Source organism: Streptomyces aurantiogriseus (assembly GCF_014649375.1).
GTDB classification, from domain to species: Bacteria; Actinomycetota; Actinomycetes; order Streptomycetales; family Streptomycetaceae; genus Streptomyces; species Streptomyces aurantiogriseus.
On record NZ_BMSX01000002.1, the window covers coordinates 336,321 to 351,454 of the forward strand.

Genomic DNA, 15,134 nt, shown 5'->3' on the forward strand with positions numbered 1-15,134 from the left:
TGGATCCCCGAATTCCTTCCGAAATGTCCCAACCCCACCGCCCGAGCCGATGCAGCAGGCCGGGGCGGTCCGACAAGTGTGGTCTATGTGTGAGGGCCTACGTGCCTAATGGGGCGAATCGCCATCCCGGCCACGTGCCTCCGCCGTCTCCCGTGAGGGCAGCAGCTGCCCCCCGGTCAACCCGCCCGCCAGCAACCGCGCCGTCTCCTCCGCCAGCCGCGTCGCCCGCCGAGCCTCCGCCCGCAGCTCGTGCACGTGCCGGAACGCCTCCCCGTACCGCCGCTGCTCCTCCAGCGGCAGCAGCGGTACGCGCAGCCGGCCGGGGCTGACTGTCAGGACCGTGCTGCCCGACGACGCGCCCGCGATGTTCTCCTCCGCGCCCAGGAACCCGGCGAGGAACCAGGCGTCCAGGCGTGCCGGGTCCGGCCGGAAGAGGTGGACGTGGGGGCCGAGCAGTGCGCCGGCGTCCTCCTCGCCCGCGACCCGGGCCATCGGGCCGTCCCCGCTCGCGACCGCGCGGACGAGGACGTCCCCGGCGGCGACCAGGGGGGCCGCGACGCTGCGCAGCTCCGCCGGGTCGCCCGTGGGGCCCGACCCGCGCGCGATGTCGGAGGCGGTGAGGACCGCGCGGGTCCCGGGCTCCCGGTCCGCGCCTTCCGCCGCTTCCGTACCGTCGTCCGCACGGCCCCGCGCGCCCTCCGGCACCGTCCGCAGCAGGGTGAGCGCCCCACCGCGCGCGAGGTCGGAAGCCGTCGCGGTCCGCCACTCGCGGGCCGTGGCTCCCGCGGGGCTCCACTCCTCGTGGCCGGCTGCCTGAGCCAGGGACTTCGCCGCCTCGACGAGACCGCGGCGCGCTCCGTCGACCTCCGCCGACAGCTCCGCCGGATCGACCTCGGCCCGTGACGCCCGCACGAGCCGCGCCGGGGTCAGGTCCACGACCTCGTCGAGCAGGTCCACCACGCCGACGGCGTGCGCGACACCGGGTTCGCCCTCGAACGTGTCCGGGCTCTCCGCGAACGCCCGCCACGCCCCGAGGACCCGCGCGGTGATCCCGGCCCAGTCCAGGGACGCCGACCGGCCCCCGCCGCCCCGGACACGGGTGGCTCCGACGGCCGTACCGGCGCCCCCGGCCCCCGCCGACATCTCCGCCGTGTCCACGAACAGCACCGACTTGCGCTCCGGACCGCCCGGTTCGGGCCGTTGCAGGACCCAGATCTGCAGACCGACGTGCAGCGGCACCGACGCGCCGACGGGCAGCGCGATCACCGCGCGCAGGGCCCCGCTGCGGACGAGCTCCGCCCGTACGCGACGGCCCGACGCGCGGCCGGCCGTGGCCGGCGGCAGGAGCAGGGCCGCGTGGCCGCCGGGGGTGAGGTGGGCGAGCGCGTGCTGCACCCACGCCAGCTCCGACTCGGCGCGGGGCGGTACGCCGTACGCCCAGCGAGGGTCGTACGCGAGCTCGTCGTGACCCCAGTCGCGGACACCGAACGGCGGATTGCACAGCACCGCGTCGGCGACGAGGCCGGGGAAGGCGTCCGCGCGGAGGCTGTCGGCGGCACGCACGGTGACCGTGGCCTCCGGGGCCGTCAGCATCAGGCTCACGGCGCTGCGCCGGGCCTGCACGGGGAGCGTGTCCTGCCCGTACAGCTCGCGGGCGCCCCGTCGGGCGGCGGCCGCCAGGAGGGTACCGCTGCCGCAGGCCGGGTCGAGGACGCGGACCGGCGGACCGGGGATCAGGCCGGCCAGCAGGTCCGCGAGCGGTTCGGGGGTCCGGTACGCGCCGGACGCGGCGCTGTCCTCCAGCTCCCGCTCCGCCAGCACGCCCAGCGCGGCCTGGCCTCCCTCGTCACGTACACACGCGTACAGCGCGCGCAGCACCGCCGCGTCGTCCGCCTTGAAGCGGACGGCGTCCGCGGCCGGCACGGCGTCGGCCGCGGTGGCCACATCGCGCTGGGCGCGGGTGAGGAGGTCGGAGTCCGGCAACTGCGCGGTGGCCGTCAGCTCCTCCGGTGAGCGGCCCGCCGCCGCGAGGACGAGGAGCAGGAGGTCCGATGTACCACCACCGCTCTGCGCGTGCAGGCGGAGGGTCGTCCGCAGTTCCTCCGACGGGTTCGCCGCCGAGACCTGGCCGCGCGAGGCGAGCCAGGCACGCACCGACTCCAGGTCGTACAGCGGGCTGCTGTCCGTGCCGCCGGACGGCGGTGGGAAGTCGTCGTGCCGACGACGCCAGTTGCTGACCGTGGCACGCGTGACCCCCGCGATGCGGGAGATCTCGGCGGCGGTCACCTGGGCGGATGGCTGCGACATGGGTGGAGTCCTGGCTCTCTCGGTAGCGGACGTCAACAACCTACAGCACTCGTCAAATCTGTCAACGTGTTTGACGGTGCTTTCAGTGGCATGCTTATCTGTGAGTGCTTCCGGTGGGAAGCGGCCGTCCGGCAGGTCTTCTGCCGGCGGTGTGCCGTCCTGTCGTGCCGGTCCGGCACGCCGGGCGATACCGCAGCGGGTGCTGTCCGCGCCCGCTCAGACCACTCCGGGGGGAGTTCCATGCGCCTCACCATGCCGACCGGCGCCATCGAGGGAACCCAGCTCACCGTCATGCCGTTCCGCGACGACGCCGCCGTCGGAACGATGTCCGTGCCCACGCTCGTCCAGCTCGTGCCGTCGCCGCGCGCCGAGGAGGACCCGAAGAAGCTGAAGGCCGCCTCGGGCCTGGTGCGCCGCCACGCCGAGCTGAGGGCGACCGTGCAGCGGACGCTGAAGTCGTCGCAGAAGGGCAGGAACGTCGGGCCGTACGCCGACTACATCGCCGCCGGCCTCAAGGGCGAGCTGGGCGCCGCCTGGTCCACGCCGCCGATCACCCTGTGGCACGCCGGACCACTCGCCGCGATCAGCGACGAACTCGTCCCCGGCAGCGGGCTGCGCACCCTCACCGTCGCGCCGGGCACGATGGTCGTCGCCATCGACGGGGAGACCCAGACCACCGCCTGGCACGACCTGTACGACGACCCCGAGACGTACGGCCTGACGCACCCCGAACTCGCCCGCGTGCGCGTCCCGTTCGAGTTGTACGTCGACCTCGCCCCGTCGGACGCGCGGCAGATCTTCTACGACCGCAACGTCCAGGGCGTGGCCGTCGCCAAGAACCTGGCCATGTCCATGGACCAGCGGGACTTCGGGACCCGGCTCGCGCACGTCGTCGCCGACTCCGTGAAGGTCGAGGTCGACGGGCAGCGGGTGCCGTTCGGCAGGCTCGTCAACGCGAGCAAGCGGCAGCTTTCGCGCGGGGACCGCGAGGTCGTCACGCTGTCCGCGTTGCGCGCCCTCGTCGTCACCGCCGTCTACGGCCGGGGCGGCATCGCCCGTTCCGCCGAGTCGGTGCACGAGGACGAACTGCCCGCCGGCACCCGGCCCGAGGAGGTCGAGGCCGCCGTCGTACAGCTGCTGTCGCGGCTGATCTCCGAGCGGTTCCCCGACTTCGCGAGCCGCAGTGCCCTCACGGCGCCCGCCGTCCTCGCGGGAGTCGGCATCGCCGCCCACCACACCATGTCGTGGAGCGACGCGGCCTCCCGCATCGGCATCGAGCAACTGGACCGGCTGCTCGGCGACATCCGCTGGGAGCGCGAGGCGGCCTACTGGGACGGCGTCGCCGCCAAGGCGGGCCCCTCCGGCCGCCTGAACTTCAGCGGTGGCGTCCGGGACTCCGGTGGCCGCGTCGCCGACGCCGTCCTCTACCCGGCGACCGAGGCCGGACGGCAGATCCGCGGACTGTCGACCTGAGCCGTGCCCCGCCAACCCGGCGGCGCGTGTACCCGAAGTCCGCGCCGCCCGACGGACCCTGCAGGGGCAGACCGCGCCACGCGGTACGACCACCACCTCACGAACCGCCTCGACCCGGCACCTCCCGATCCGGTCAGGCATCACCGAACGGAGCACACCATGACGAACCCGACCCCCAACCCGCCGCAGCACGGTCACGGTCCGCAGGGCGGCTGGGGCCCGACGCCGCCGGCTCCGCAGGCTCCCCCCAACCTCCCGGTCCGCAACAGACAGCGGATCAAGTACGGTGCCACGGCTGCCGTCGCCCTGTTCGTCGGCATCGGAATCGGCGCCGCCGGCGGTGAGCCGGCGTCCGGCGAGACCAGCGACACGAAGGCCGGACCCCGCCCGACGGTGACCGTCACCGAGACGGCGCCGGGGGAGGCGGCCCCCGCCCCCACGGTCACCGAGACGGTCACCGCCCAGCCGAAGAAGGCCGAGCCGGTCGGCCCGGCGACCACCTTCTCGGGCGAGGGCGAGTACCTCGTCGGCGAGGACATCAAGCCCGGGACCTACAAGACGGCCGGCCCTGAAGGCGAGTTCGGCTGCTACTGGGAGCGGGCCAAGGACGCCAGCGGGGAGTTCGGCTCGATCATCGCCAACAACAACCTGGAGGGGCCGGGGCGGGTGACGCTCAACAAGGGCGAGTACTTCAAGACCAACCGGTGCCAGGAGTGGAAGAGGGTGTCCTGACTCCCCGCGTTGCGTGAAGTGACGAGCATCACAGCAACCGGAGGGGCGTCGACGGAGTCGAAGAATGCGCCGACGCCCGTGGTCTCTTCCGGAAACGGCGTAGCACCACCGCAGGAGAAGGGCAGAACGGACAGCATGGCGAAGCGCGCACGTCGGGCGGATGTCCTTGCCATGGAACAGCGAGCTGTCGACCACGCCTACCACTGCCTCGAACGCGCACGACGCGAGGTCGCCGAACTCAAGGACGTAGCGGCCTCCGCCAGCGGTAAGGACGCGATCGACGCCAACCGCGCTTGGCAGCGTGAGCTGGAGAGGCTCGACCTCGGCGGCAACTCCCTCGTGTTCATGAGGGCCGACGTGGACGAAGGAGCCGGCTCCGAGACGTTCTACATCGGCCGACGGGCGGTGTACGACGCGGAACGCAACCTCGCCGTCATCTCCTGGAACGCCCCAGCCGCGGTCGAATGGCGTCTGACCAGTGAGCAGGAGCCGGGGGACGTGCGCCTGCTGCGCCAGATCGTCTGCGACGAGCGCGTCGTCAAGCGGTACTTCGACTTGCACGGCAGGGACAGTGGCGGCGGGAGCGGACGACAGCCTCTGGACCTTCAGGGGGGCCGTCAGCCGCGCCCTTCCGAAGTGCCGAACGAGTCCGACGCGCAGAAGGCCGAGGTAGCCGAAGACCCCGCCGGCCCGCTCACCGAACCCGAGTGGACCGACCCGCTGCTCGACGAGCTCGACCGCGCGCGCGACGGTGCCATGCACGACATCGTCGAGACGATCCAGCGCGACCAGCTCCGGCTGGTGACCGAGCAGCCCGGTGGGGTGCTGATCGTCCAGGGCGGGCCCGGTACCGGCAAGACGGCCGTCGGCCTGCACCGGGTGAGCTGGCTGCTGGACAACCGGCATACGGCCGCCGACGACGTCCTGGTGCTCGGGCCCAGTCGCGGCTTCCTCGAGTACGCGGCGAGCGCCCTCGTGGAACTGGGCAGCAGCGGTGTGACCATGCTCGACCTGCCCGCGTTGTGGTCGGGAGGCAGCGCCGGCCACGATCCGCACCACGTCGCCGTCATCAAGTCCGACGCCCGGATGACCCGCGTCCTGCGCCGTGTCGTCGACAACCTCACCACCGTCACGGCCGAGCGGCTCGAAGCCCTCGTCGGTGGGCCGACGTTCACCTTCGAGCTCCGTCGTCGGGAAGTCGAGGTGCCCGTCGCGGAACTCGCCGACATCGCGGCCGCCGCGCTCTCCGGCGACAGTCCCTACCAGGTACGCCGGGAAGGCTGCGTCCGACAGCTCGTGCAGCACCTCACCGAGGCGTACGTGGGTCTGCTGCCGGGCCCCGCCGACAGCGACTACTTCGCCGAGATCCGTCAACTGCGTCCCGTCGCCCGCCTCGTGCGGCGTATCGCCCCCGAGCTGTCGGCGCGCGACGTGCTGCGCCGCCTGCTCTCCGGCGCCGCCGTGCTGGCCGCGGCCGCGGACGGCATCCTCACCCCTGAGGAACAGGCGGTGCTTGTCACTCATCAGGACGGTTCGGCACGCACCCGTTCCGGAGCCGAGCCGAGCCTCGAAGACCTGGTATGCCTGGACGAGTTGGATTTCCTGTTGTCGGGGCGGCCCGAGCAGACCTACGGGCATGTCGTGGTCGACGAGGCGCAGGACCTCACGCCCATGCAGGCGCGGGCCCTCGCCCGCCGTTGCCCCAGCGGGTCCATGACCATCCTCGGAGACCTCGCCCAGGCGACCGGGCCTTTCCCCTACCAGGACTGGGAGGAACTCGGTACGACGCTCACCGGCCGGGACGGCTGGCGGGTCGCCGAACTGCTGACGGGTTTCCGGGTGCCAGGCGAGGTCATGGACTACGTGCGCCCCCTCGGCACACACTGCGCTCCGGGGGTCGGCGTGCCCGACTCCGTACGACGGACGGGTACCGCCGTAGCCGTCGTCCAGGCCGACGACCCGGCACTGCGGGCCGCCGAGCACGCAGCCGCCCTCGCCTCGGGGCCGGACGGCGCCGGAAATGGCCGTACGACTGCCGTGATCGTCCCGAAAGCAGCCGACTGGAAGGAGACCGTGGCCGGGGCCGTTCCCGCGCCGGGACCGGTCTCGGTGCTCACCCCCGAGGAGGCCAAGGGCCTGGAGTTCGACCACGTCGTTGTGGTCGAACCCGCGGCGATCGCCGCGGACGAGGTGGCCGGACCACGTCGCCTGTACGTGGCGCTCACCCGATGCACCCAGTCCCTGACCGTGGTGCACCAGCGTCCGTTGCCGCGGTGGATCGGAGGGCCGCGGAACCCGGTGCCCACGCCCAGGCAGTTCATGGCTCAGGTCGGCCGGAGGAAGAGCCCGCACGGAGGGTCCGGCCTGTGCACCCGCTACCGGGCGGACGGGACCCGGTGCGAGAACGAGACACGGCAACCGGACGGCTGGTGCCGGAAACCGGGCTGCGCGGGCTTCCGCACCGCGGAGCCCGCGCCCTTGGGCAGGACCGGCTACCTCGGAGTCCCCAAGGAAGGAGTGACCGAGGCACGACTGGAACTGTCCCCGGAACGCGTCTCCGGCGTCCGCATCACCTCGGCCGCCTGTGGAGCCTTCGTGGTCCGGCACCGGGGCAGCCTCGGCGAGGCGGCCGTGGAACTCCACGCGATGCTGGCCCCCTTCCTGGCCGAGGGCCGCCACCTCCGCACCGAGGGCGGGTGGCTCCTCGACCTGGAGGGCTACCGTCTCGTCCTGGATGCCGACGCGCGTGCCGTCACCGCGTACCTGACCGCTCACCCCGAGCGCAGTTACGCGCAGGTGGCGGCGGGAGTGCCTTCGAGGATCGGTCATCAGGCACGCGGAGCACGGCGATCCGTACTCACCACGCCTGAGGCCAAGGCCGGCCCCGGCCTGGCCTACGAGCACGCCGTGCGCGGGCTGAGCATCCCTGATCTGCACGTCACCGTGGGTGCCTGCATCACATACGAGCGTCTCGCCCAGTGCTCGCAACTGCCCGACGACGAGTTCGTCCAGCGGCTGCGGGAGGACCTCGCGTCCGACCTGGGGACGGGCCGCATCGAGTGGGTGGGGGAGCGCCCGGTCGTGGAAGGCGAGCACGGCCAGTGGTGGCTGCGCTCCGACGGCCGGGTCCTGACGACTGTCCGCAGAACCGGCACCGAGATCTACCGGGGCTTCGCCGCGCCGCAGACCGACCAACCCGAACACGAGGGTGAACCGGTACCCGGAGGCGAACCCCCACAGGAAAGGGACGAGATGTCGACGACCAGCACCGACGGCGATTCCACCAGCGCCGTCACGGCCCCGGCGAGCGAACTCGGCCTGGTCGGCACGGTCGCCGAACGCGAGCGGAAGGCCCGCTCGCGCCGCGCCCACGAAAGCCTGCGCCACCGGCTGCTGGCCGACCTCTACGAGGGCTTCGACGAGGTGGGCGACAGCGCATACGTCGACGCCTGGACGCACGGCCCCGACGGCACCACACTCTTCGACGCGCTGGCCGAAGACGCCCCGGAGTACGAGCGGATCCGTGAGGCGGCCCTGCACCTGCTGGAAGCCTCCTGCCTGCACCCCCGGGGACCCGCCGAGTACCTGGTCGTCGTACTTCCCGAGCCACCGGCGCAGTCCTGGGCCGCCGACGCCGCCGACCGGGCGTTCAGCGTCGGTCTGGCCTGGCGGGACGGCTCGGGATGGGCCGGACCCGCCGCATCACGGATCCGGCCGGAGAGGCCTGACGAGGCCGACATGCTCTGAGCCGGGTGACGGCACGGCGGTACAGGGGCGGGAACGGACCGGGCATCGACCCCGACAGCGGCGGGACGGGGCCCGGGTGAGCGATGTGAGAACAGATGGTGAATGAGGAAAGGCCCGCTCCGGGCACTGGGCTGGACGCGTCCATGTCCCGGGCTGACATGGTCGACGCATGGCGCGAGCGGCGCCGGGCGCGCCGACTGCGACCGGAGGCCGCCGTATCGCAGACGGGGGACCCGGACGGATTCGCGCTGCGCAGATGGCGCAGGGCCGGAGTGTTCGGTACCGACGCGGTGCGACGTGTGGAACGGCTCCTGACCGATCTGGTCAACGCCCGGTCCGCCGAAGGAACCGCGCCCGACTGGGCGCTGCAGGTGCTGACCCAGTGCCTTCACGGAGACCCGGTCGCACAGTTGCCGTCAGCGGTACGGGCCGTGCTCGAGCGTGGCGAGCCCGACGACGTCGCGTCCGCCATGGTCGTCGTCCACGAGGCTGGGCTGCCGTGGCTGACCCTTCCTGGTCAGGCCCGGCTCGAACACCTCATGAGCCCCGAACCGACCGCTGTGCCACGGGAAATCCGCCCCACCCTCTCGGAGGACGCGTCGGGCGCCTTCGCCGCGCAGTACGCCCTCCGCCATGACGGCCTCGCCGGACTGTCGCCCGCGGTGTGCGCCCGGATTCTGCCCTGGGCGCCCATGGGGGTCGTGGACGACCTGATCGACGCGGGTGTGATCACGAGCGACGCAGAACCCTGGAGCGTGCGGCCCGACGCGGGCGAACACGACTATCTGCGGGCACGCATCGCCCCCGAGCAGGTGGACCGAGGCACGGCCGAAGCCCTCGGGTGGCAGGAGTACCTGAGGCGCCGGCGCTTCCTCGATGGTGAGGACATTGACGGGGTGAGCGAGGAGGGTGCGAACCTCGCGGGCGAGACCGGCGACGACGGGGAAGAAGACCTCTATGGCCTGCTCCAACGGGCCGCCGAGGGAGATACAGGCGCCATCAAGGGACTGGAGTACGTCCTGCCGCGCCATCTCGTGATCAGACTGCGTCAGGTCCGGGACGGCGCCCTCACCGGCAACTGGCCGACGGACATCCTGGCCGACCGCGGGCTGTGGCGGCTCATGTCGGCGCTGTGGGAGCCCAAGGCCGCCGTCGCCCCGCGGCGCAGCGCCTTCCACGCACTGGCGGCCCTGCGGCACGCCTACGACTCCATCTGTGCAGGCGAGCTCAGGAGGGCGCGAGCACAGGTGGAACTCCTCGTGGAGCACGAGCAGGGAGAGCAACGGCACACCGCCGAGGCCTGGAACATGTCCGCCTACCTCGCGCTCCTCGACGAGAACCTGGACGGGGCGCTCGCCGCGCTCGACCGCATCGCAGAGGACTACCCACGGGCGGAGCACAACCGGGACCTGCTCGGGAGACGACGGGCGCGGGCGCGGAACGACCGGCCACATCCCTCCAACCCGTATCTCGAACTTGGACTGCCCCACCAGTCACCCGTCTGGAAACAGCGATACCGCGATCTCCGTCGGGAGTTCGCGGACGACCGTGAGGAGGCCGCCCGGCTGAACCGTGCCATGCGCCGCATCCAGCAGGCCGAGCTGCAGGAGGACTGGTCGGACTTCTTCGTCCTGCCTCTGGACGAAGAGGCGTTCCGCCTCCCCGACGACCCGCCCGTCACGCTGGTGCCGCCGGTCGAGCCGATGCCACGGCGGACGATGCCCGACAACCCCGACGACGTGGAGATCGTGCGGCGACGCGCTCTGACCGATCTCCTTCCGACCCTGCTCAACGCGCCCCGGCGCCCGGACCACCAGCACAGGACCACATCATGAGCACCAAGAAGCCGGGTAAGAAGCCGGCTGCGAAGTCCGTCAAGAAGCCCACGGGCCACCAACACCGCAAGCAGGCCCGGGCCTGGGAGGCGGAGATGGAACTTCGTACCTATCGGCCCGAACAACTGCTGAGTCCCGCGGAGTTGCTCTCGCGCTTCACGGAGCGGACCCGGGAGCTGCTGGGCGAACTGCCCGAGGAGCAGCGCCCCACCGGTTCCGAGGTGAGCGCGGTGCTGCGCCAGGCCGTGCTCGAGGCGTTCCGGACTCGGGAGGAGTACGTGGCACGGCTGGTGGAGACGGACGCCACCAGCTGGACGACGGGCATGTCCGCCCTGAGCCTGCGCCGCGCCGTCCGGGCGTCGCTCGTCGACTCCGGAGTGCGAGTCGTTGAGTCGGCCGACGAACGAGAGCACTTCGTTGTCGTCGAGGGCGAGGGGGACGGGTTCGAGGTCGTGCGGCCCGCCTATGTTGACCAGGCGACTGGCAAGTTGATCCTGTCGGGGCAACTGCGGCGGGTGTTCCGCCCGGGCACGCAGCCCGACAGCGGGACCGGAGAGCAGGACGCAGCCACGAAGGGGGACAAGGCGTGACGGCCACTGGAATCGACTTCGGCACCACCAACTCCGTCGTGGCGCAGTGGCAGGGCGACGACGTCGAGGTGCTGCCGCTCGACGCCCACCACCTTGACGCGGACTGGCGTCGGCCGGGCTTCGAGTTCCTCTTCCCGTCGGTGGTCGGCATGAGCTCGCTGCGCAGCGGCCCGCTCTTTGGATGGGAGGCGAAGCTCCGGTCCGAGGAAGCCGCGGAGGCGTGCAAGCGGCTCCTCAAGAGCGACGAGTACGTGAACGTCCAGGGCCGGCGCTTCGCCGCCACGACTGCGGCCGCAGGCGTGTTCACCGCCATGAGGGATGGCGCGCGGCACAACCTCACGGAGATCGACCGGGCCGTCATCACTGTGCCCGCCAACGCCACCGGTGCGGCCCGCTACCGCACGCGTGCGGCCGCCCGGTTCGCCGGCATCGACGTGCAGGCACTCCTCAACGAACCGACCGCCGCAGCCATCTCGTACGTGCACGACATGCGCGAGGATGCGCAGATCCTCGTGTTCGACTGGGGTGGCGGAACCATCGACGTCACGGTTCTCGACTACGAGGACGGCTTCTTCGAGGAGCGGGCCTCGCGCGGTGTGACGGAACTCGGCGGACTCGAGATCGACAGACGGCTGAGAAAGCTCGTCCTGGACCGGGCACCGGCCCGGCGCGAGTGGACTCCCGCTCAGGAGCGTCAGTTCCGGCTCGACATCGAGCGGAGCAAGATTCTGCTCTCCTCGCAGCCCTCCGTGCGGGTCAGGACGCCGGACGACAAGGAGGTGGAGATCTTCCAGGAGGAACTGGAGGATGCCATCACCGACCTGGTCGACCGTGCCCTGGCCCCGGTCGAGGAGTGCTTGCGGACTCTGCACATGGCACCGCTCGACGTCGACGACGTCCTCATGATCGGCGGCACCAGCCAGATCCCCAGCGTGCGGGCCGCGGTCGCCGAGGCCTTGCAGATGGAGCCTGTCCCGACCCAGCTGTGCGATCCGATGACGGCCGTGGCCCGTGGCGCCTCCATTGCGGCGGCCGTGCTGGCGAAGGAGACACCCGGAGTCATCCAGGTCGCCAACAGCCATGCGCTGGGCACCGTCGTCATGGAAGACGGGCGCCGGAGGTTCAGCGAGATCATCCCCCGGAACTCGCCGTTGCCGTGGAGCGAGCGCAAGAGCTACACGCCGAAGCGCGACCACGAACGCAAGCTGACGGTGGAGATCTGGGAAGGAGACCCCGACAAGGAGCTCTCCGACTCGGACAACGTGCAGCTCACCGAGTTGACCCTGAATTACCGGACGCCCCGGGTACGCGAGGAGTCCCGGTTCGACCTGGAGTACACCTATGACTCCGACGGGCTGCTGCATGTGAAGGCCACCCTGGAGCACACCGGCGAGGTCGTTGTGGACGAGGAGGTGAAGAGCTTCGGCTCCGGTGGGGCGACTCCTGAGGTGCGCAAAGAACTCGACGACCTCCTGACGGCCAAGCCTGTGTCGTCTCCGCTTCTGCCGGGCAACGGTGGCGAGAAGGGGGTTCGTCTCGCTGCCGAGCGCTCCCAGGTCGGTAGCCCGGAGAAGGGCGACTACATCCGCACTCTGGTGGTCGACGGCTCCAACCTCGCCTGGATCGGCCGTTCACCGAGCCGGCCCGGCGTGTACGAGGAGGGCGACCGGCCGAGTTTCGCCCAACTCCTGGGTGCTCGTGCGGCGCTCGCCAAGAAGTTCCCCGAAGCGGACATCCACGTGGTCGTCGACGCCACCTTCCGGCACAAGGTCGCGGAGGAGGAGAAGGCGGCCGTGGTCGCCGCTCTGAGCAAGGGGGACATCCTCCAGCCGCCGGCCGGGACGGAAGGGAAAGGTGACGCACTGGTCGTCGCCATCGCGGATGAATCCGATGCGGTGGTCGTGACCAACGACAACTACGTCGAGTTGCAGCGCCGCCATCCGTGGCTGCGAGAGAGCGGACGAGTCCTCGGAGCCACCTACACCAAGGGCATGTGGATTTTCCCGCCGCGCATCTGTGTTGCGCCGCCCGGCGTGAGGAGCTGAGCGCCGTACTGAGCGGCCCCGTCCCGAGGAACGCGGAACGGGGCCGTGCACGGACGCATGGCCGGCCCCGCCGTCCGAAGGTCAGCAGTCCCGCAACTCCGCCGACTGGTTCAGCACCTGCGCCCGCGTGGACGTGAACCGCCCATACGCCTCCCCGCCCCGCGCCCCCGGCCGGAACGCCGCCACCCGGTGGCAGTTCTGGAAGGCGAGGGTCACGCCGAAGTGGCGTTCCAGGCTGCCGCGGATGGCGTCGCTGGCGAGGGCGCGCAGGAGTTGGCCGCGTTCCTGCTCGGAGGGAGGCGGGGTCTGGTTGTCGGTGAACTCGCCGATGCCGGCGTGGAGGGCGGAGGCGAGGGTGGCGATGAGGTCGTAGGCGTAGGGGAGGGAGGTGCGGACCGTGTCCACGAAGTCCTCCTCGCGTATGTCGCCGGTTTCGGCCTGGGTGAGGAGTTCAGGGGAGACGTCGAGAGACATGAAGGTGCCTGTTCTGTCTGTGCGGTGAGGGGTGGGGTGGGGTGGGGTGGGTTGGGCGCCGCGGCGGGGGTGCGTGCCTTGGCGGCGGGAGTACCTGGGAGGCCTGCGTGCCTTGGCTGGGGTGTGCCGCGGTGTCCCGGAGGGAGCGCGCGCCTCGGGGGGCCCTCGAAGGGGCGTGTGTCTCGCTGGGAGTGTGTCCAGGAGGGAGTGCGCGCAGGTTCAGGTCAGTGACGCCGGCCCCGGCACGAACTCCGGGTCCACCTGCGCCGCCAGGTCCTGGCCCGTCGCCGCGTCCGCCCACGCGCGGGCGTTGCGCAGGTGGAACTCGACGGCATGGCGGTGGAGGGTCGTCCAGTCCTTCACGCGGGCGTCGACGGTCTCGCGCAGGACGTTCAGGGCGTGGCGGTTGGTGTCCTCCAACTCGCCCTGGGGGCGGCCCCGTTCGGCCGAGCGGACCCAGGGGGAGTGGACCAGGTGGGTGAGGAGGTCGTCGCCCACCTGCTCCTTGAGGAAGAGGAGGTCCTCCTCTCCGGTCACCTTGTTGCCGACCACGGCGAGCGGGATGCCGAACTCGCGGGCGTGGTCGCGGTACTGGCGGTACACGGAGACGCCCTTGCGGGTGGGTTCGGCCACCAGGAACGTCATGTCGAAGCGGGTGAACAGGCCCGAGGCGAAGGCGTCGGCGCCGGCTGTCATGTCGACGACCACGTACTCGCCGGGGCCGTCGACGAGGTGGCTCAGGTAGAGCTCCACCGCGCCGAGTTTGGAGTGGTAGCAGGCCACGCCCAGGTCGCTCTCGTCGAACTCGCCCGTCACCATCAGGGGTACGTCGCCCGCTCGTCGGACGTGGCGGGTGTGCAGCTCGTCGTCGCCGAGCAGGCGCAGCAGCCGTGAGCCGCGGCCGGGCGGGGTCGTCTTGATCATCGCCTCGCGGGAGGCGATGCGGGGGTTGCTGCCGCGCAGGAAATCCTTGATCTCGCCCAGGTGCTCGGCCAGGGGCGGGGCCGTGAACTCCTGCGCGCCCGTGGGGTCCAGGGCTTCGGCGAGGTGCTGGTTGATGTCGCCGTCGATGGCGAGCACCGGGGCGCCAGACCGCGCCAGGGCACGGGCGAACAGGGCCGACAGGGTGGTCTTGCCGCTGCCGCCCTTCCCGACGAAGGCGACGCGCATCAGCACACCGCCTTTGTGAAAATGAATGTCATGTGGCTAGGTTTAGGGGTGGGGTGTGATCTCTGTCAAATCCCGGGGAGTTCGAGCGTGGCGGGTCAAGTGATCAAGTCCGCTCCGCTTAATGCATATGATGTGCAAGTGCGTGACTACTGCGTAAGGCCCGCGTGCCCAGACGACCTCGACGGCGCCCGAGCCGTCATGCTCGACACCGTCTACCGCGACTTCGGCACCGGTTACGTGCCCCGCTGGCACCGCGACATCATCGACCCGGCCGCCGCGTACCTGGTGCCCGACCGTCACACGTTGCTGGTCGCGCTCGACGCCGACGGCGAGATCGTCGGCACGGGGGCCCTGGACTCGCGCGGGCCCCTCCATCCGCCGAATCCGCGGCACATCGCAGATCGCTACCCCTCCGGTGAGACCGCGCAGTTGCGTCGCGTCTACGTCCGTCCCGGGCACCGCCGGCGCGGTCTCGCCCGGCGACTGGTCGCCGAACTGCTCGCGTTCGCGGCCGCGGACGGCGGCTACCGGGCCGTCTACCTGCACACGGACCCCACCGTGGAGGGCGCGGAGGGTTTCTGGCGGTCGCTCGGCACCGTCGTGCACGACGAGCGCGAGGATCCGGGGGGCGGCAACGGAGTCGTGCACTTCGACGTCCCCCTCGTCCCCCTCGTCCCCCTCGACGCCCTCCTCCCCGCCGCCGCCCGCTCCCCCCACGCCCCGCATGCCCCGCACGCCCCCCACGCCATAGGCCGGTAATC

General features: G+C 71.5%; 10 protein-coding genes. 7 read left to right on the forward strand and 3 right to left on the reverse strand.

The genetic code is table 11. The features are described 5' to 3' along the window. Nucleotides 1–105 precede the first annotated feature (105 nt). On the reverse strand, nt 106–2,307 hold the full coding sequence (locus IE263_RS04980) for an N-6 DNA methylase (RefSeq protein ID WP_189932588.1): 2,202 nt from the start codon (nt 2,305–2,307) through the stop codon (nt 106–108). A 240-nt stretch (nt 2,308–2,547) separates the two neighbouring features. On the opposite strand from IE263_RS04980, the gene IE263_RS04985 reads away from it, so the two are divergent. The 6 genes from IE263_RS04985 (at nt 2,548) to IE263_RS05010 (ending at nt 12,729) form a co-directional block, all read left to right on the forward strand. Further along, nucleotides 2,548–3,780 (forward strand): DNA sulfur modification protein DndB, encoded by a 1,233-nt coding sequence (locus IE263_RS04985; protein WP_189932590.1) that lies wholly within the window; start codon nt 2,548–2,550, stop codon nt 3,778–3,780. A 159-nt stretch (nt 3,781–3,939) separates the two neighbouring features. Further along, nucleotides 3,940–4,512, forward strand: coding sequence for an Rv1352/Rv1906c domain-containing protein (locus IE263_RS04990; RefSeq protein ID WP_229910795.1), 573 nt, complete (start codon nt 3,940–3,942; stop codon nt 4,510–4,512). A gap of 171 nt (nt 4,513–4,683) precedes the next feature. Beyond that, nucleotides 4,684–8,259, forward strand: coding sequence for a HelD family protein (locus tag IE263_RS04995; RefSeq protein WP_189932592.1), 3,576 nt, complete (start codon nt 4,684–4,686; stop codon nt 8,257–8,259). Between the two features lie 143 nt (nt 8,260–8,402). Further along, on the forward strand, nt 8,403–10,094 hold the full coding sequence (locus tag IE263_RS05000; RefSeq protein WP_189932594.1) for a hypothetical protein: 1,692 nt from the start codon (nt 8,403–8,405) through the stop codon (nt 10,092–10,094). Next, the gene (locus IE263_RS05005; protein WP_189932596.1) at nt 10,091–10,684 is read left to right on the forward strand and encodes a hypothetical protein; all 594 of its coding nucleotides are present in this window, start codon (nt 10,091–10,093) and stop codon (nt 10,682–10,684) included. The genes IE263_RS05000 and IE263_RS05005 overlap by 4 nt, the downstream gene beginning before the upstream one ends. Beyond that, a complete protein-coding gene (locus tag IE263_RS05010; protein ID WP_189932598.1) occupies nt 10,681–12,729 on the forward strand; it encodes an Hsp70 family protein in 2,049 nt (682 codons plus the stop codon). The genes IE263_RS05005 and IE263_RS05010 overlap by 4 nt, the downstream gene beginning before the upstream one ends. An 81-nt stretch (nt 12,730–12,810) precedes the next feature. On the opposite strand, the gene IE263_RS05015 is transcribed toward IE263_RS05010, so the two are convergent. Together IE263_RS05015 and IE263_RS05020 are read right to left on the reverse strand one after the other, a co-directional pair. Then, nucleotides 12,811–13,203: an SCO5389 family protein gene (locus IE263_RS05015; RefSeq protein WP_189932601.1), complete on the reverse strand. Its 393-nt coding sequence runs from the start codon at nt 13,201–13,203 to the stop codon at nt 12,811–12,813. 219 nt (nt 13,204–13,422) lie between these two features. Next, on the reverse strand, nt 13,423–14,373 hold the full coding sequence (locus IE263_RS05020; protein ID WP_189932603.1) for an ATP-binding protein: 951 nt from the start codon (nt 14,371–14,373) through the stop codon (nt 13,423–13,425). Between the two features lie 138 nt (nt 14,374–14,511). Between IE263_RS05020 and IE263_RS05025 the strand changes: the two genes are divergently transcribed. Further along, entirely contained in the window at nt 14,512–15,132 is a 621-nt protein-coding gene (locus tag IE263_RS05025; protein WP_189932605.1) for a GNAT family N-acetyltransferase, read from the forward strand. Nucleotides 15,133–15,134 lie beyond the last annotated feature (2 nt).

Bases quoted from the DNA above. Each gene is read 5' to 3' on its own strand.
- IE263_RS04980 (WP_189932588.1), bottom strand. From the start codon at position 2,307: ATGTCGCAGCCATCCGCCCAGGTGACCGCCGCCGAGATCTCCCGCATC.
- IE263_RS04985 (WP_189932590.1), top strand. From the start codon at position 2,548: ATGCGCCTCACCATGCCGACCGGCGCCATCGAGGGAACCCAGCTCACC.
- IE263_RS04990 (WP_229910795.1), top strand. From the start codon at position 3,940: ATGACGAACCCGACCCCCAACCCGCCGCAGCACGGTCACGGTCCGCAG.
- IE263_RS04995 (WP_189932592.1), top strand. From the start codon at position 4,684: ATGGAACAGCGAGCTGTCGACCACGCCTACCACTGCCTCGAACGCGCA.
- IE263_RS05000 (WP_189932594.1), top strand. From the start codon at position 8,403: ATGTCCCGGGCTGACATGGTCGACGCATGGCGCGAGCGGCGCCGGGCG.
- IE263_RS05005 (WP_189932596.1), top strand. From the start codon at position 10,091: ATGAGCACCAAGAAGCCGGGTAAGAAGCCGGCTGCGAAGTCCGTCAAG.
- IE263_RS05015 (WP_189932601.1), bottom strand. From the start codon at position 13,203: ATGTCTCTCGACGTCTCCCCTGAACTCCTCACCCAGGCCGAAACCGGC.
- IE263_RS05020 (WP_189932603.1), bottom strand. From the start codon at position 14,373: ATGCGCGTCGCCTTCGTCGGGAAGGGCGGCAGCGGCAAGACCACCCTG.